The organism is Arthrobacter sp. 35W (genome assembly GCF_000482545.1).
GTDB lineage: Bacteria > Actinomycetota > Actinomycetes > Actinomycetales > Micrococcaceae > Specibacter.
The window spans coordinates 714,315-731,720 of the sequence record NZ_KI519454.1 but is presented as its reverse complement, the minus strand read 5'-3'; the positions used below and the strand labels follow the sequence as shown (position 1 = coordinate 731,720).

The window sequence follows — 17,406 nt, the reverse complement described above, 5'->3', positions numbered from 1 at the left end:
GCTGCGCCGTCAGCCCAGGGCGCGGGGGTGTGCCGCGGCGTAGACCTCGCGCAGGGTGTCGGCCGTGACCAGCGTGTACACCTGCGTGGTGGTGACGGAGGCGTGGCCCAGAAGCTCCTGCACCACGCGGACGTCGGCGCCGCCCTCCAGCAGGTGGGTGGCGAAGGAATGCCGCAGCGTGTGCGGGGAGACAACTGCCTCGATCGAAGCCCGCTCGGCGGCGGTCTTCAGAATGGTCCAGGCGCTCTGCCGGCTGATCCGTCCACCGCGGGCGTTCAGGAACAGGGCCGGGGTGCCCTTGCCCTTGGCGGCGAGCTGCCCGCGGCCGCGCACCAGATACGCCTCCAGTGCCCTAACGCCGTAGGAGCCCAGCGGCACCATCCGCTCCTTCGAGCCCTTGCCAAGCAGCCGCACCACGGCCGGTCCCGCGTCTTCGCCGGCGGCATCGACGTCACCGGGGCCCAGGGCCAAATCATCCACGTCCAGGCCAACCGCCTCGGAGATGCGGGCACCGGTGGAATAGAGGAATTCGAGCAGCGCGCGGTCCCGCAGGCCGGTGGCGGTGTCGGAGCCTGCGGCCTCCAGAATGGCTGTCACCGCCGCGACGCTGATGGCCTTGGGCAGGCGCCGGCCGGCCATCGGCGGGTGGATGTCCGCGGCGGGGTCGGCCAGGGTGGTGCCCTCAAGAGCCCAGAACTTGTGCAGCCCACGCACGGAGACGATGGTCCGTGCAGCACTTCGCACGCCCAGCGCGCTGCCGCCGTCGGCGCCGTCGGAGAGGGCACGGGCAAAGGCGCCCACGTGGGCGCGGGTGATGTCCCCAGGACTGTCGATCCCGGCGTCGGCCAGGAAGGCCAGGTAGCGGGTGAGGTCACGGCGGTACGCGGCCAGCGTATTGGCGGCAAGCCCCCGCTCAACTGCCACATGCTGCAGATAGTCGGCCAGGGCGCGGTCCAGCTGGGTGGGTGGGGCATCGGCCGGCTGTGGAGCCTGCTGGCCGGACGGGCCTGTCACTGGCTGCGCTGGCTGGGGTGCGCGGGCCAGGGGGCATTGGCCGGGCGCAGGGAGGAGAAACCGGTGGACTGGGCTGCGGCAGCGGCCAGAATGCCGACGACGGCGGAGGGGTTGTGCAGCGATCCGTCCAGCACGGCGGCCACGGCGTCGGGCAGGTCCACCCAGCGGAACTGGATTTCGGCCTCTTCGTCGGTGCGGATGTGGCGGTCCTCCAGCGGAACCTCGCTGAGCCCGCGGGCCAGGTACAGCCTGATGGCCTCCGAGGAGGAGCCTGGGGAATTGAAGAAGTCTGTCAGCACGTGCCATTCGGCGGCCACCAGATCCGCCTCTTCGGCGAGTTCGCGGGCGGCGCCGACCACGAAGTCCTCGCCCTCGACATCGAGCAGGCCGGCCGGGATCTCCCACAGGGTCATGCCCACGGGGTGGCGGTACTGGTTCAGGAGCAGGATCTGGTCCAGCTCATTCATCACCACGACGGCAACGGCGCCGGGGTGGGCAATGTAGTCGCGGGTCAACGGCGTGGAGCCGTCGGCCAGCTCAAAGGTGTCTGAAACGACGTTCCAGATCCGGCCCTGGTACACCGTGTGGGAGGACAGCAGCGTGCGCGGGCTGAGCTCGTCGGCCGGGGCCGCCCCGCCGTCCAGCAAAGGCTGGACGGCGGGCGCGGCGGCCTGCGGTGTGGGTGCACCAGGACCGGTCATGGATCAGCCTTCCAGCAGGCGTGCGGAGCTCTGGCGGTCCAGGGCTGCACCGATCAGGCCGGCAAAGAGCGGGTGCGGCTTGGTGGGCCGCGAGCTCAGTTCCGGGTGGGCCTGGGTGGAGACGTAGTACGGGTGGACGTCCTTGGGCAGTTCCACGAACTCCACCAGCTTGCCGTCCGGAGACGTGCCGGAGAACACCAGGCCCGCAGCAGCAATCTCGTCGCGGTACTTGTTGTTCACCTCGTAGCGGTGGCGGTGGCGTTCGCTGACATCGGTGCGGCCGTAGGTCTCCGCAATGACGGAGCCCTCCAGCAGCGTCGCGTCGTACAGGCCCAGGCGCATGGTGCCGCCAAGGTCGCCCTTGCCGCCCACGATGTCCAGCTGCTCTTCCATAGTGGCAATGACCGGGAACTTGGAATCGGGCTCGAACTCCGAAGAGGACGCCCCTTCCAGGCCCACAACGTTGCGGGCGTACTCAATCACCATGCACTGCAGCCCCAGGCACAGGCCCAGGACCGGGAGCTGGGTTTCGCGGGCGAACTTCAGCGCGCCCAGCTTGCCCTCGAGGCCGCGGATGCCGAAGCCGCCGGGCACGCAGATGGCGTCGACGCCCTCAAGCGCCTTGGCAGCGCCCTCATCGGTGGCGCACTCGTCCGAAGGGACCCAGCGGATCTTGACCTTGGCACGGTTGGCGAAGCCACCGGCGCGCAGGGCCTCGGTGACGGACAGATAGGCGTCCGGCAGGTCGATGTACTTGCCAACCAGTGCCACCTCAACGTGGTGCAGCGGGTTGTGGACGGCGTCGAGCAGCTTGTCCCACTTGGTCCAGTCAACGTCCTTGAACGCCAGATCCAGCGAGCGGACGATGTAGGAGTCCAGGCCCTGGGCGTGGAGCGTCTTGGGGATGTCGTAGATGCTGGGGGCATCCGGGCATCCAATGACGGCCTCGACGTCGACGTCGCAGGCGCGGCCGATCTTTTCGCGCATGGAGTCGGGCAGGTCCCGGTCCGAACGCAGGATCAGCGCATCGGGGGCGATGCCCAGCGAACGCAGTGCAGCCACGGAGTGCTGCGTGGGCTTGGTCTTCAGCTCCTGGGACGGGCCGATGTACGGCACCAGGGACACGTGGAGGAAGAAGACGTTGTTGCGGCCGATGTCCTGGCGGACCTGGCGCGCGGACTCGAGGAAGGGCTGGGACTCGATGTCGCCAACCGTGCCGCCGATTTCCGTGATGATGACATCCGGTGCGTTCTTGCCCTCGGCGGGCAGACGCATGCGGCGCTTGATCTCATCGGTGATGTGCGGGATGACCTGCACGGTGTCGCCGAGGTACTCGCCGCGGCGCTCCTTGGCGATCACGGTGGAGTACACCTGGCCGGTGGTCACGTTGGCCGAGCCTTCCAGATTTTCATCCAGGAAGCGCTCGTAGTGTCCAATGTCCAGATCGGTCTCGGCGCCGTCGTCGGTGACGAAGACTTCGCCGTGCTGGAAGGGATTCATTGTGCCGGGATCCACATTGAGATAGGGATCCAGCTTTTGCATGGTCACGGAGAGGCCGCGGGCCCGCAGGAGGTGTCCGAGGCTGGAAGCCGTCAGACCCTTCCCAAGCGAGGACGCCACGCCACCGGTGACGAAGATGTGTTTGGTCGTCTGAGACTGACCACTGAACCGGGAATTTGATCGATGCACCACGGAATTCGAGCCTATCATCTTTGAGGGGCGTTGGGAGGAGGGGGCTCCCCTGTCTATCGTCGCTGTGCCGGTCCGCCGGCCTGCGGATCAGCGCGCGCCGTGGCGGGCATCCTCCAGCAATTCCTGCGCGTGGGCCTGTGCTGTGGCGGAATCCTCCTGCCCAGCGAGCATTCTGGCCAGCTCCTTGACCCGCCCGGCGTCGTCCAGCAGCAGCACATCGCTGGAGGTGAAACCCGCTCCTGAGGTTTTTCTCACACGGATGTGCTGGTCGGCAAAGGCGGCCACCTGTGGGAGGTGCGTCACCACCAAAACCTGCACGTGCTGGGCCAGCATGGCCAGCCGGCGGCCGATTTCGACGGCGGCCTTGCCGCCCACCCCCGAATCAACCTCATCGAACACGAAGGTGGGGACCGGGTCGACGGCGGCCAGGACAACCTCGATGGCCAGCATGACGCGCGAGAGCTCACCGCCGGAGGCGCCCTTGCCCAACGGCCGCGGCGAGGCACCGGCGTGGGGCATGAGCAGGAACGCTATCTCATCGGCGCCGTGGACGCCGCGGGCGGCCGGAGCCATCTCGATGACAAGCTTGGCGTCGGGCATGGCCAGTGCCGTCAGCTCCGCCGAGACGCGCTCGGCCAGCGTCGCCGCTGACTTTTTGCGGATGCCCGTCAGTTTGGCGGCCAGCTTGTCCAGCGCCTTTTCGGCGGTGGCCACCTGTTCCTGCAGCTTTTCAATCCGGCCGGAGTCGTCACTGAGCTCGGCCAGCCGCTCGCGCGCGGCGTCTGCCCAGGCCAGCACATCGTCAATGGAGGGGGCGTATTTGCGCACCAGCACGGCGAGGGCGCCGCGGCGGTCCTCGATTTCCGCCAGGCGGGCCGGGACGTCCGTATCCAGGCCGGCGGTGTAGCCCGCCAGATCCCTGGCGATGTCGGCCAGCAGGTAGCCCACCTCGGCCAGCCGGACGGCGGCAGCGGCCAGTTCCTCATCGGAATCGGCCACGTTTTCCAACAGGCGCTTCGCGGTGTCCACCAGCGTGGTGGCGTCACCGGATTCGGCGTAGTCCTCGGCGATCAGGGCCTCGTGGGCCTGCTGGGACGCCGTCCTCAGTGCCTCAAGGTTGGAGAGCTTGATGGACTCCGCCTTCAGGGCGTCGTCCTCCCCCGGCGCCGGCTCCACGGCATCGATCTCCGCCAGGGACAGGGAGAGGGCCTCCGCCTCGCGCAGCCGTTCACGGCTGGTGGTGCGCAGCTCCTCCAGGGTTGCAGCATCGGCCAGCCAGCCCCGGTGCATCTGCTGGTACTCCCCCAGCAGCCCGGGGAAGGATGGATCCGCCTCGCCGGCAAATTTGTCCAGGGCCTCGCGCTGGGCGGCGGCGCTCTTGAGCCTGATCTGGTCCGACTGTCCGTGCACCACCACCAGCTGCTCGCCCAGTTCCGCCAGCACGCCCACAGGGGCCGTACGGCCGCCCACATGGGCACGGCTGCGTCCGTCGCTGCCCACGGTTCGGGCCAGGATCAGCTCCACGCCGCCGTCGAACTCGTCAACGGTGGCCCCGGCCTCAATGGCCCGCAGCAGGGCAGGATGCCCCGCGGGCAGGCGGACGGTGGCCTCGGCCATGGCGGATTTCGCGCCGTTGCGCACCGCCCCGGCGTCGGACCGGTTGCCCAGCAGCAGGCCGACGGCGGTGACCACCATGGTCTTGCCCGCGCCGGTCTCACCGCTGACGATGCTCAGGCCGGGGCCGAGCGGCAGCGTGGATTCGGCGATGACGCCGAGGTCGCGGATGCGGATTTCCTCGATCATGGTGTGGTCTTGGCCCTCCTGAAAGACTGGTTCTCCTGCGCCGCCGGTTCCGGCACGGGTGATTTGGGTTTGGGGTTGGGAACCAGCGGAATGGGCTGGGTGGCCGTGGTTACCACGTCGACAACCGGGCCGCGCCAGCCCTGGATGGGAAGCTCGAACTTGTTCACCAGCCGGGCGGAGAACGGCGTCTGGTGGGTGCGTGCCAGGCGGACCGGCTGGTTGGAGCGGGTGACCTCGATGCGGGAGCCCGGCGGCAGGTCAACCGTGCGGCGGCCATCGCACCACATCACGCCGTGGGCGCCGGTGCGGGTCAACACCTCCACGGCCAGCTTCGACGTGGGTGCGACCACCAGCGGCTTGGCGAAGAGTGCGTGGGCACTGATCGGCACCATCAGCAGGGCCTCAACTTCAGGCCACACCACGGGTCCACCCGCGGAAAAGGCGTAGGCCGTGGAACCGGTGGGGGTGGCCATGACCACGCCATCGCAGCCAAAGGAACTCAACGGGCGGCCATCGACCTCCGTGACGACTTCGATCATGCGCTCCCGGTTGCCCTTCTCCAGGGCCACCTCGTTCAACGCCCAGGTGTGGGCCACCTTCGTGCCCTGTGCCCAGACGGTGACATCGAGGGTCATGCGCTCTTCGACGGTGTATTCGCGCCGGACGACCCAGTCCACGGTCTGCGCCAGATCGGCGCGTTCGCTCTCGGCCAGGAAACCTACGTGGCCCAGATTGACGCCCAGCAGCGGGAGGTCGTACTCGCGCACCAGCTCGGCGGCGCGGAGGATGGTGCCATCGCCGCCGAGGACCATCACCAGTTCGATGTCCTGCAATTCGACGTCCACGCCCAGGATCTGCATGGGCACGTCCACCAGGCCCAGGAAGCCCGTCATATCGGCGAGCTCGTCCTGGTACATCACAGGGATGAGCGAGGAGGAGTGGAGTTGGACGCAAACCTCCAGCGCGGCGACCATGGATTCCTCACGCCCGGTGTGGGCCAGGATCAATACGCGCCTGCTCATGGAGTCTGCCTTCTTCTCTCGCGCTGCTCGGAACGGCGCTGGTGTTCGCAGCGTTGGGCCTGCCTAGGGCCAGACGCCGGAAAGCAGCTCCTCGACACTGGTTGGGTGCTCTTCGATCTTATGTGCATCATCGGACAACGCCCGCCCTGCCCAGAGAAAATACTCCACATTTCCGTCCTGGCCGGGCAGCGTGCTGATGCCCAGCCCGCGCAGCAGCAGGCCAGAGTCCAGCACCGACTGGGCCACCTGGCCCACGGCACGGCGCCGCTCGTTCTCGGAGGAGACGACGCCGGTGCGGCTGAGCCGTTCGCGGCCCACCTCGAACTGCGGCTTGACCATGAGCAGAAGGTCTCCGCCCGGGCGTGTCGCCAGGGCCAGCGGGCCCATGACCAGCGTCAGGGAAATAAAGGACAGGTCGCAGACTGTCAGATCCGCCGCTCCCCCGATGTCCTCGGCGTGCATATAGCGGATGTTGAGACCCTCGTACACCTGCACGCGGGCGTCCTCGCGCAGGTGCGGAACCAACTGGCCATGTCCGACGTCGACGGCCAGCACCGTGGCGGCACCGCGGCGCAGCAGCACATCGGTGAATCCTCCGGTGGAGGCACCGGCGTCAAGGCAGCGGCGGCCGGCCACAGCAACCTGCGGGAAGTGGTCAAGGGCGCCGGCCAGTTTGTGGCCGGCCCGGGAAACGTACTCCTCGCCGCCGTCGTCCACCACGCTGACAAGCGCGCCGTCGGCCACAGCAAAGGCGGCCTTGGACTGCACGGCGCCGTCCACGCTGACACGCCCGGCGGCGATCAGTGTTGCCGCCTGCGTGCGGGAGCGGGCCAGTGCGCGGCGCACCAGCTCTTGGTCAAGTCGTGCCACGGCCTAGCTCTCCGCAATCCGGGCGGCAGGATCGGCATCCAGCTCCGCCGCCAGTGCCTGCTGCAGTCCGGCGTACAACGCCGTGTGCCCAGCCACCGGTGTCCCGGCCAGCGCCGAGGCGCCGGCCAGAACGGCGTCGACACCGGCGTCGCCGGTCCCAGCCGCATCGACGGGGAACACTGCTGCAACCGCCTCGTTGCCCGGAATGTCAGCCGGATCAGCCACGACCGGTCTCCGGCTCCGCCGCCAACCAGGTGATCGACGGCGCGGCCGCCACGGCGGCGTCGGGCACAAAGGCCCACCACGCGGCGCAGGCAGCACGCCAAGCGTCCAAATCGTCGGGCGAACCGGTGACACGGAGCCCGGCGTCGTCGGCAGCGGCAAACGCGCCGCCACAGCCAAAGCCGGCGCCACGCCGCTCCACCACCGGGTAGGGCAGGTAGAGCTCGTCCAGGGTGCGCAGCACAAAATCGGGGCGTTCCGCCGTGCGGGCGGCCAGAATCGATTGGATGGTGTCCACACCCGTCAGCACGGCAGCGGTGGCCATGCCAGCGTTGTTGCCGCCCAGAATGTCAGTGTCCAGACGGTCGCCCACCACCAGCGGTGTGGTGGAGTTGAGCCGCTCGGCCGCCCGGTGGAAGAGCAGAGCCTCCGGCTTGCCGGCCACCAGCGGCTCGCGCCCGGTGGCCGCCCTGACGGCAGCCACCAGCGTGCCATTGCCCGGCGCGATGCCGCGAGCCTGCGGAATGGACATGTCCGTGTTGGTCGCAATCCACTCGGCCCCGCCGGCAATGGCGTAGGCGGCCTCGGCCAGATCCCGCCAGCCGAGCGAGGGGTCGAAGCCCTGGATCACGACGACGGCGCCGTCGTCGGCGGAGCGGACGGGCACCATGCCCACCATTTCCACCTCACGCGCCAGCGCCGCGCTGCCCGTCACCAACACCTTGGACCCGGCGGGGAACCGCCCGGCCAGCAGCGATGCGCCGGCCTGGGCGGAACTCACCACCTGGTGCTCCGTGGCGGGGGCACCCAGCTCGCGCAGGTGCTCGGCAACCTGGGCAGGCGTCCGCGAGGCGTTGTTGGTGACATAGCCCAGCGCTACGTTGACCTCGGCCAACCGCTGCAGGGCCTCCACGGCACCATCAATCGCATGCGGCCCGGCGTACACCACGCCGTCAAGATCGGAGAGCACCGCGTCAAAACCGGCGATCAGTGCACCGCCGGGCCGTGGATTAGTCATTCAGCGTGGATCCTTCTTCGTTCTCGGATGCCTCGGCAGCGTCCACGGACTCGTCGCCGCCGTCGTTGTCCTCGGCGCCATCGGCCTCGGCGCTGTCCTCGTCGGACTCGGCATCGTCGGACTCGAAGTAATCCGACTCGGCGTCGTCCAACTCAACCTCATCCAGCTCGACCTTGCGGGCCGGGGCCTTCTTCTCGGCCTCCGGCTCTTCCTTGACGACGATGGCCTCGCCATTCTCATCGAAGCGCGGGTCGTGGAGCGGCTTGCGGGGCTTGCGCTCCGGCTCGTCCTCTTCGCCCAGGTCGAAGATGAAGGGATCAGCGTCTTCGCCCAGGCCCAGGGCGTCCTCGGCCACAACGGCCTGGCGCTCGTAAGTGGCCGATTCGTCATTGCGTCCGACGGCGGCCAGAGCGGCTGCGTAGGCGCGGAACAGGCGGGGGCTGTAGGAGAACGCACGGTTCAGATCCAGCTGCGGGATTTCCAACGCGGCAACGGCTGCATCCAGCTCGCCCAGGTCGGTGCGGGCACCGGAGGCGACGATGGCGGCTTCAACCTTGCCGGCGGCGTCGAGGGTCTCGGCCTCTTCCGAACGCAGCAGGTCCAGGGCGCGGTCCGGACGGCCCAGACCGCGTTCGCAGTCGGCCATCACGGGCAGGTGCTCGTTGGAACCGCTGATGCGGCGGAAGGTGCGGAACTCGCGCAGGGCCTCGCCGTAGTGGCCGGCGGCGTAGGCTGTCAGGCCCACTGCCTCGCGGACGGCGGCCATGCGGCCACCGCGGCGGCTGGCGGCCAGCGCGTGCTGGAAGGCCAGCTCTGCGTCGACATCCATCAAGCGGCCGGCCATGACCAGGTGCCGGGAGACCCACTCGGCGTTCTTCTCTTCCAGCGTGCGCAGCTGTGCCCGGGTCACCTTGTCCAGCTCGGCGCCCGTAACGTCCTCGTCGATCTCGGGGGAACGCTCACGGTCGGGACGGTTTGCGCTGCGCAGATCCTTGGCATTACGCACCGGTGCCGGGCGGTCCTCGCGCGGGCCGCGGTCGTTGAACGACTTGCGCTCTCCACCGAAGCTGCGGTCGCCGGCGCCACGGTCGTCACGACGCGCTCCCCCACCGAACGACGGGCGGTCGCCAGCGGGGCGTCCACCAGCGGGGCGGCGGTCTCCGCCGCTGAAGGAGGGGCGGTCGCCCGAGGGGCGGCGGTCGCCGCCACCGAAGGACGGGCGGTCGCCACGGGGCGCGCCGCCTTCGCGGGGCTGCCATTCACGACGCTCGCCACCTTCACGCGGGGCACGGTCACCATAGGACGGACGGTCGCCCGAGGGACGGCGGTCTCCACCACCGAAGGAGGGACGGTCGTTGCGGTCGTTGAAGGGCTTGCGCTCTCCGCCACCAAAGGACGGACGGTCGTTGCGGTCGTTGAAGGGCTTGCGCTCTCCGCCACCAAAGGACGGACGATCGTTGCGCGGTGCGCGGTCTCCATAGGACGGACGGTCGCCCGAGGGGCGACGGTCGCCGCCGCCGAAAGACGGACGGTCGCCACGGGGCGCGCCACCTTCGCGGGGCTGCCACTCACGACGCTCGCCACCTTCACGCGGAGCGCGGTCACCGTAGGACGGACGGTCGCCGGACGGACGTCCACCAGCCGGGCGACGGTCGCCGCCACCGAAAGCGGGACGGTCATTGCGCGGGGCGCGGTCACCATAGGACGGGCGGTCGCCCGAGGGACGGCGGTCTCCGCCACCGAAGGACGGACGATCGTTGCGGGGCGCGCCGCCTTCGCGGGGCTGCCACTCACGACGCTCGCCACCCTCACGGGGGGCACGGTCATTGAACGGACGGTCGCCCGACGGGCGGCGGTCTCCGCCGCCGAAGGACGGACGATCGTTGCGCTGGCCGCCACCAAAGGACGGACGGTCACCACGCGGAGCTCCGCCGCCGAAGGACGGGCGATCGCCACGGGGCGCGCCGCCTTCGCGGGGCTGCCACTCGCGACGCTCGCCACCTTCACGCGGGGCGCGGTCACCATAGGACGGGCGGTCGCCCGACGGACGTCCACCGGACGGGCGGCGGTCGCCGCCACCAAAGGACGGGCGATCGCCACGGGGCGCGCCGCCTTCGCGGGGCTGCCACTCGCGACGCTCGCCACCTCCGCCGCCGGAGGAGGCACGATCGCCACGGTCGTTGAACGGACGGTCGCCCGAAGGGCGTCCACCGGACGGGCGGCGGTCTCCGCCACCGAAGGACGGGCGGTCGCCACGGTCGGTGGAGGGTTTCCGCTCCCCACCGAAGCTGCGGTTGCCGGCGCCACGGTCATCGCGGCGGGGGCCGCCATATGCGGGACGGTCGCCTGCGGGGCGGCGGTCGTTTGTCGGAGGACGCTCGCCGCGGGGTGCACCGCCGAAGCCGTTGCCTCCGTCGCGCTGGGGGCGGTCGTTGCCGCGTCCCTCGAATGAATTTCCTCCGCGATTACCGCTGTGATGCTCAGCCATGCCGACTCCTAAAACTATGAGCGCACTAACTGGCACAGTAACAGCCGCTCTTCACTATGGATGTAAATCTTGTCTTCAAAAATCCATGGGCGCTTGGGCCCAAGCTACCATTCTAGTCGAGGCTTGGCGCTGCTCCCATGAAACGGGCGTACCTGGCCAAGATGAGGGGCCAATCACAGTACTGCGCGTACTGGTCGATGCCGGCCTGTCCACTCTTCCAGCCATCCTGGACAAGCTCGACGGCGGTGCCGCCACCCTCGGCGGGGTCGAAGGAAACCTTTACCAAAGTCGGATTCAGCGGATCGCCCTCCAGCTGCCAGGCAAGTTCGATCCATTGGGCCGATTCCCAGCCCTTGACCATGGCCCACAAGTGTTCCTGGCCGCGGTCCGATTCCTCCACCAGCTGGCCGTTCTCAAACCCAACATGCGAGCCGTGGCCGGTGACGCTGATTTCCTCCATCGGCCACCACAGATGGATGTTCTCTGTAAAACCCTCAAAGGCATCGGCGGCATCGCAGGGAACCGCTACTGCCGCCCGGCGTGGGGCCGGGACCGGCCCATTCTCTTCTGGGGCAGGCACTGCATGTGAAAACAAGGAAGACATGCATCTAGCGTAGAGGGCAGCACCTGCCGCCGGAACCTGCGCACTCGCCCAGAGAGCATGCGCGCAACCATGATTTTCCACACACCCGCCGGGCCTTCCCATGCCCAGGATTCCCCTTAAACGCAAAATCGCGCCTGTTCGTCATTTTCGCACCCGGTGATCCGGCGCGAAAATGACGAACAGGCGCGATTTTCAATGAAATGGGTGCGGCCCGTGCCCCGGGCCGTGCCGGGTGCGTATCAACAGCGGAAGGGCCCCGCACCAGTGGTGCGGGGCCCCCCCTTTAATGGTTGTCCGGCGGTGTCCTACTCTCCCACACCCTCACGAGTGCAGTACCATCGGCGCTGTGGGCCTTAGCTTCCGGGTTCGGAATGGGACCGGGCGTTTCCCCCACGCTATGACCGCCGTAACTCTACCTCCACACACCAGGACGGACCCGGCGGGGAAAACTAGGGAAACGATGACGTTTCATTCAATTATCCCACACCCCGACCCGGGACCCGAACAGGATCCCACGATCAACGTGTGGCGTTCGTCCCCTGCCAACAACGACAAGTTGTTGGTCGGGAACCACATAGTGGACGCAAGCATGCAGTGACCTTCCCACCCCTTAAGAATGGTGGACCCCTTTTGAAGAACGGGTCCACCCAGGGAGGGTGTGGTGTAAGTTATCGGCTTATTAGTACCGGTCAGCTTCACGAGTCGTTAGTCCTCGCTTCCACATCCGGCCTATCAACCCAGTGGTCTGGCTGGGAGCCTCTCGGACACAAGGTCCATGGAAATCTCATCTCGAAGCGAGCTTCCCGCTTAGATGCTTTCAGCGGTTATCCCATCCGAACGTAGCTAATCAGCGGTGCACTTGGCAGTACAACTGACACACCAGAGGTTCGTCCGTCCCGGTCCTCTCGTACTAAGGACAGCCCTTCTCAAATTTCCTGCGCGCGCAGCGGATAGGGACCGAACTGTCTCACGACGTTCTAAACCCAGCTCGCGTACCGCTTTAATGGGCGAACAGCCCAACCCTTGGGACCTACTCCAGCCCCAGGATGCGACGAGCCGACATCGAGGTGCCAAACCATGCCGTCGATATGGACTCTTGGGCAAGATCAGCCTGTTATCCCCGAGGTACCTTTTATCCGTTGAGCGACGGCCATTCCACAATGTGCCGCCGGATCACTAGTCCCGACTTTCGTCCCTGCTCGAGATGTCTCTCTCACAGTCAAGCTCCCTTGTGCACTTACACTCGACACCTGATTGCCAACCAGGCTGAGGGAACCTTTGGGCGCCTCCGTTACTCTTTAGGAGGCAACCGCCCCAGTTAAACTACCCATCAGGCACTGTCCCTGACCCGGATTACGGGCCGAAGTTAGATGTCCAAAGTGACCAGAGTGGTATTTCAACGATGACTCCACCACAACTAGCGTTGCAGCTTCACAGTCTCCCACCTATCCTACACAAGCCACTCCGAACACCAATACCAAACTATAGTAAAGGTCTCGGGGTCTTTCCGTCCTGCTGCGCGTAACGAGCATCTTTACTCGTACTGCAATTTCGCCGAGTTTATGGTTGAGACAGCGGGGAAGTCGTTACTCCATTCGTGCAGGTCGGAACTTACCCGACAAGGAATTTCGCTACCTTAGGATGGTTATAGTTACCACCGCCGTTTACTGGGGCTTAAATTCTCAGCTTCGCCTTGCGGCTAACCGGTCCTCTTAACCTTCCAGCACCGGGCAGGAGTCAGTCCGTATACATCGTCTTGCGACTTCGCACGGACCTGTGTTTTTAGTAAACAGTCGCTTCCCCCTGGTCTCTGCGGCCCTGAACCGCTCCGGAACGAAAAGTTCCATCACGGGTGGGGCCCCCCTTCTCCCGAAGTTACGGGGGCATTTTGCCGAGTTCCTTAACCATAATTCTCTCGATCGCCTTAGTATTCTCTACCTGATCACCTGTGTCGGTTTGGGGTACGGGCGGCTAAAACCTCGCGCCGATGCTTTTCTAGGCAGCATAGGATCACCGAATCCCCCCTTTACGGGAGTCCCATCAGATCTCAGGCATTTAAGGGCCGCGGATTTGCCTACGGCCCGCCCTACATCCTTAGACCGGGACAACCATCGCCCGGCTCGGCTACCTTCCTGCGTCACACCTGTTAATACGCTTACCTCCCAGGATCAGGTCCCGCGCTCCACCAAAACCCTTCCACCACAAGGGCGGTCGGGCAGGTCTCGGGCGGTTAGTGTCCCCTGCTTGGTATTGGCGGTTTTTCGCCGGTACGGGAATATCAACCCGTTGTCCATCGACTACGCCTGTCGGCCTCGCCTTAGGTCCCGACTTACCCAGGGCAGATTAGCTTGACCCTGGAACCCTTGATCATTCGGCGGACGGGTTTCTCACCCGTCTTTCGCTACTCATGCCTGCATTCTCACTCGTGTGGGCTCCACCGCTGGTTTACACCGCGACTTCACTGCCCACACGACGCTCCCCTACCACTCCGTACGACTGAACCACGAAGGCTTGTCTACTATACGAAATCCACAACTTCGGCGGTGTACTTGAGCCCCGCTACATTGTCGGCGCGGAATCACTTGACCAGTGAGCTATTACGCACTCTTTTAAGGGTGGCTGCTTCTAAGCCAACCTCCTGGTTGTCTTCGCAATCCCACATCCTTTCCCACTTAGCACACGCTTAGGGGCCTTAGTTGGTGGTCTGGGCTGTTTCCCTCTCGACTATGAAGCTTATCCCCCACAGTCTCACTGCTGCGCTCTCACTTGCCGGCATTCGGAGTTTGGCTGACGTCAGTAACCTTGTAGGGCCCATCGGCCATCCAGTAGCTCTACCTCCGGCAAGAAACACGCAACGCTGCACCTAAATGCATTTCGGGGAGAACCAGCTATCACGAAGTTTGATTGGCCTTTCACCCCTACCCACAGCTCATCCCCTCCATTTTCAACTGAAGTGGGTTCGGTCCTCCACGACGTCTTACCGTCGCTTCAACCTGGCCATGGGTAGATCACTTCGCTTCGGGTCTAGATCACGCCACTCACTCGCCCTATTCAGACTCGCTTTCGCTACGGCTTCCCCACACGGGTTAACCTCGCGACGTAACACTAACTCGCAGGCTCATTCTTCAAAAGGCACGCCATCACAGGAACCAAGCCTGCTCTGACGGTTTGTAAGCACACGGTTTCAGGTACTATTTCACTCCCCTCCCGGGGTACTTTTCACCTTTCCCTCACGGTACTTGTCCGCTATCGGTCATTAGGTAGTATTTAGGCTTATCAGGTGGTCCTGACAGATTCGCACGGGATTTCTCGGGCCCCGTGCTACTTGGGATACTCTCCAGGCGGTGTAACAAGCATTTCGGTTACGGGACTTGCACCCTCTCCGGTCGGCCTTTCAAGACCGTTCACCTATGCCTACACTCTCACCTCACCAGTCCGGCAGAACTGGAATGGAAAGTCCCACAACCCCGACCATGCAACGCCCGCCGGCTATCACACATGGACCGGTTTAGCCTCGTCCGCGTTCGCTCGCCACTACTGACGGAATCACTATTGTTTTCTCTTCCTGTGGGTACTGAGATGTTTCACTTCCCCACGTTCCCTCCACATGCCCTATGTGTTCAGGCATGGGTCACCACGTCACCTTGCAGCGCGTGGCGGGGTTTCCCCATTCGGACATCCTCGGATCACCGTTCGGTTATCAACTCCCCGAGGCTTATCGCAGATTCCTACGTCCTTCTTCGGCTCCTAATGCCAAGGCATCCACCGTGTGCTCTTAAAAACTTGACCACTAAAGATCACAGAATTCAAAATAATTATTCGAGAGAACCATGAAAACAAGCACACACACGTGTGTGCCAGATCCAGGTTCATCAACTCATAAGAAATTGCTTCCTTTATAAGATGCTCGCGTCCACTATGTAGTTCTCAACCAACAACCCCGTCACACACCACCACCCGGAACCGGCACACCCCTGAAGGTGTGCGGTGCGACCCGGGAAGGGGTCGTGCGCAGGAAACCAAGCCAACAACCAACCAGCCGTGCCTTTCAGCGCGGCGGGTTCCTGTTGCCTCAGGACCCAACAGTGTGCCAAACGATTCCCATCAGGGAGCCACCGGTCGATGTCTCTTCCAGAACCCTGCGCAAGCGCAGCATTCGTACTGGGACGACCGGTGCCACCCACCAGGGGTCTGCTTCATTGATATTCCACCCTTGAGCACCCACCGAGAAACTTGCGTTCTCGCAATGGGCTTTGCTTCCTCACACCACCACCACCAACATGCGTCGGGGCGTGGGTGCTTGGTGCTCCTTAGAAAGGAGGTGATCCAGCCGCACCTTCCGGTACGGCTACCTTGTTACGACTTAGTCCCAATCGCCAGTCCCACCTTCGACAGCTCCCTCCCACAAGGGGTTAGGCCACCGGCTTCGGGTGTTACCAACTTTCGTGACTTGACGGGCGGTGTGTACAAGGCCCGGGAACGTATTCACCGCAGCGTTGCTGATCTGCGATTACTAGCGACTCCGACTTCATGGGGTCGAGTTGCAGACCCCAATCCGAACTGAGACCGGCTTTTTGGGATTAGCTCCACCTCACAGTATCGCAACCCTTTGTACCGGCCATTGTAGCATGCGTGAAGCCCAAGACATAAGGGGCATGATGATTTGACGTCGTCCCCACCTTCCTCCGAGTTGACCCCGGCAGTCTCCCATGAGTCCCCGGCATAACCCGCTGGCAACATGGAACGAGGGTTGCGCTCGTTGCGGGACTTAACCCAACATCTCACGACACGAGCTGACGACAACCATGCACCACCTGTAAACCGACCACAAGTGGGGCGCCTGTTTCCAGGCGTTTCCGGTTCATGTCAAGCCTTGGTAAGGTTCTTCGCGTTGCATCGAATTAATCCGCATGCTCCGCCGCTTGTGCGGGCCCCCGTCAATTCCTTTGAGTTTTAGCCTTGCGGCCGTACTCCCCAGGCGGGGCACTTAATGCGTTAGCTACGGCGCGGAAAACGTGGAATGTCCCCCACACCTAGTGCCCAACGTTTACGGCATGGACTACCAGGGTATCTAATCCTGTTCGCTCCCCATGCTTTCGCTCCTCAGCGTCAGTTAATGCCCAGAGACCTGCCTTCGCCATCGGTGTTCCTCCTGATATCTGCGCATTTCACCGCTACACCAGGAATTCCAGTCTCCCCTACATCACTCTAGTCTGCCCGTACCCACCGCAGATCCGGGGTTGAGCCCCGGACTTTCACGGCAGACGCGACAAACCGCCTACGAGCTCTTTACGCCCAATAATTCCGGATAACGCTTGCGCCCTACGTATTACCGCGGCTGCTGGCACGTAGTTAGCCGGCGCTTCTTCTGCAGGTACCGTCACTTTCGCTTCTTCCCTACTGAAAGAGGTTTACAACCCGAAGGCCGTCATCCCTCACGCGGCGTCGCTGCATCAGGCTTTCGCCCATTGTGCAATATTCCCCACTGCTGCCTCCCGTAGGAGTCTGGGCCGTGTCTCAGTCCCAGTGTGGCCGGTCACCCTCTCAGGCCGGCTACCCGTCGTCGCCTTGGTGAGCCATTACCTCACCAACAAGCTGATAGGCCGCGAGTCCATCCAAAACCGCACAAGGCTTTCCACCCCCACACCATGCGGTGGAGGGTAAATATCCGGTATTAGACCCGGTTTCCCAGGCTTATCCCAGAGTTAAGGGCAGGTTACTCACGTGTTACTCACCCGTTCGCCACTAATCACCCCAGCAAGCTGGGGGTCATCGTTCGACTTGCATGTGTTAAGCACGCCGCCAGCGTTCATCCTGAGCCAGGATCAAACTCTCCATAAATGTTTATTACAGACACACCCCCACCGCCCGGAAAAGGAGCAGGTGGTGGTGCACTAAATTTGAAACCAGCTAAACGGACCGCCGCCACCACGGGGGTGGGGCCAACGGTCCAGATAACCAATTAATAAATG

10 protein-coding genes and 3 rRNA genes are annotated in these 17,406 nt (G+C 64.6%); all 13 read right to left on the bottom strand.

Translation table 11 applies throughout. The features are described from left to right. Positions 1 to 9: 9 nt before the first annotated feature. Positions 10 to 1,014, bottom strand: coding sequence for a site-specific tyrosine recombinase XerD (locus K254_RS0103100; RefSeq protein ID WP_051388737.1), 1,005 nt, complete (start codon positions 1,012 to 1,014; stop codon positions 10 to 12). Beyond that, positions 1,011 to 1,715: an NUDIX domain-containing protein gene (locus K254_RS0103095; protein ID WP_081709856.1), complete on the bottom strand. Its 705-nt coding sequence runs from the start codon at positions 1,713 to 1,715 to the stop codon at positions 1,011 to 1,013. The genes K254_RS0103100 and K254_RS0103095 overlap by 4 nt, the downstream gene beginning before the upstream one ends. A 3-nt stretch (positions 1,716 to 1,718) precedes the next feature. Continuing rightward, positions 1,719 to 3,425, bottom strand: a complete 1,707-nt coding sequence (locus K254_RS0103090; protein WP_026554147.1) for a CTP synthase — start codon at positions 3,423 to 3,425, stop codon at positions 1,719 to 1,721. 69 nt (positions 3,426 to 3,494) lie between these two features. After that, positions 3,495 to 5,210, bottom strand: coding sequence for a DNA repair protein RecN (gene recN / locus K254_RS0103085; protein WP_026554146.1), 1,716 nt, complete (start codon positions 5,208 to 5,210; stop codon positions 3,495 to 3,497). Next, entirely contained in the window at positions 5,207 to 6,232 is a 1,026-nt protein-coding gene (locus tag K254_RS0103080) for an NAD kinase (protein ID WP_026554145.1), read from the bottom strand. Before K254_RS0103080 ends, recN begins: the two co-directional genes overlap by 4 nt. 63 nt (positions 6,233 to 6,295) lie before the next feature. Next, complete coding sequence (locus K254_RS0103075) at positions 6,296 to 7,102, bottom strand: TlyA family RNA methyltransferase (RefSeq protein ID WP_026554144.1); 807 nt, start codon at positions 7,100 to 7,102, stop codon at positions 6,296 to 6,298. Between the two features lie 3 nt (positions 7,103 to 7,105). Beyond that, positions 7,106 to 7,327: a hypothetical protein gene (locus K254_RS21470; protein ID WP_035748940.1), complete on the bottom strand. Its 222-nt coding sequence runs from the start codon at positions 7,325 to 7,327 to the stop codon at positions 7,106 to 7,108. Then, positions 7,320 to 8,342, bottom strand: coding sequence for an HAD-IIA family hydrolase (locus K254_RS0103065; protein WP_026554143.1), 1,023 nt, complete (start codon positions 8,340 to 8,342; stop codon positions 7,320 to 7,322). Before K254_RS0103065 ends, K254_RS21470 begins: the two co-directional genes overlap by 8 nt. After that, a complete protein-coding gene (locus K254_RS26085) occupies positions 8,335 to 10,830 on the bottom strand; it encodes a hypothetical protein (RefSeq protein ID WP_231391727.1) in 2,496 nt (831 codons plus the stop codon). The genes K254_RS0103065 and K254_RS26085 overlap by 8 nt, the downstream gene beginning before the upstream one ends. A gap of 112 nt (positions 10,831 to 10,942) precedes the next feature. Next, positions 10,943 to 11,434 (bottom strand): SRPBCC domain-containing protein, encoded by a 492-nt coding sequence (locus tag K254_RS25590; RefSeq protein ID WP_026554142.1) that lies wholly within the window; start codon positions 11,432 to 11,434, stop codon positions 10,943 to 10,945. A gap of 292 nt (positions 11,435 to 11,726) precedes the next feature. After that, positions 11,727 to 11,843, bottom strand: a 5S ribosomal RNA gene (rrf, locus tag K254_RS0103050). 249 nt (positions 11,844 to 12,092) lie between these two features. After that, positions 12,093 to 15,223, bottom strand: a 23S ribosomal RNA gene (locus tag K254_RS0103045). Between the two features lie 525 nt (positions 15,224 to 15,748). After that, positions 15,749 to 17,275: ribosomal RNA gene (locus K254_RS0103040) — 16S ribosomal RNA — on the bottom strand. Together the 16S, 23S and 5S rRNA genes form the textbook arrangement of a ribosomal RNA operon. Between the last annotated feature and the right edge of the window lie 131 nt (positions 17,276 to 17,406).

Coding starts and splice junctions, on each gene's coding strand:
- K254_RS0103095 (WP_081709856.1), bottom strand. CDS start 1,715: ATGACCGGTCCTGGTGCACCCACACCGCAGGCCGCCGCGCCCGCCGTC.
- K254_RS0103090 (WP_026554147.1), bottom strand. CDS start 3,425: ATGATAGGCTCGAATTCCGTGGTGCATCGATCAAATTCCCGGTTCAGT.
- recN (WP_026554146.1), bottom strand. CDS start 5,210: ATGATCGAGGAAATCCGCATCCGCGACCTCGGCGTCATCGCCGAATCC.
- K254_RS0103080 (WP_026554145.1), bottom strand. CDS start 6,232: ATGAGCAGGCGCGTATTGATCCTGGCCCACACCGGGCGTGAGGAATCC.
- K254_RS0103065 (WP_026554143.1), bottom strand. CDS start 8,342: ATGACTAATCCACGGCCCGGCGGTGCACTGATCGCCGGTTTTGACGCG.
- K254_RS26085 (WP_231391727.1), bottom strand. CDS start 10,830: ATGGCTGAGCATCACAGCGGTAATCGCGGAGGAAATTCATTCGAGGGA.
- K254_RS25590 (WP_026554142.1), bottom strand. CDS start 11,434: ATGTCTTCCTTGTTTTCACATGCAGTGCCTGCCCCAGAAGAGAATGGG.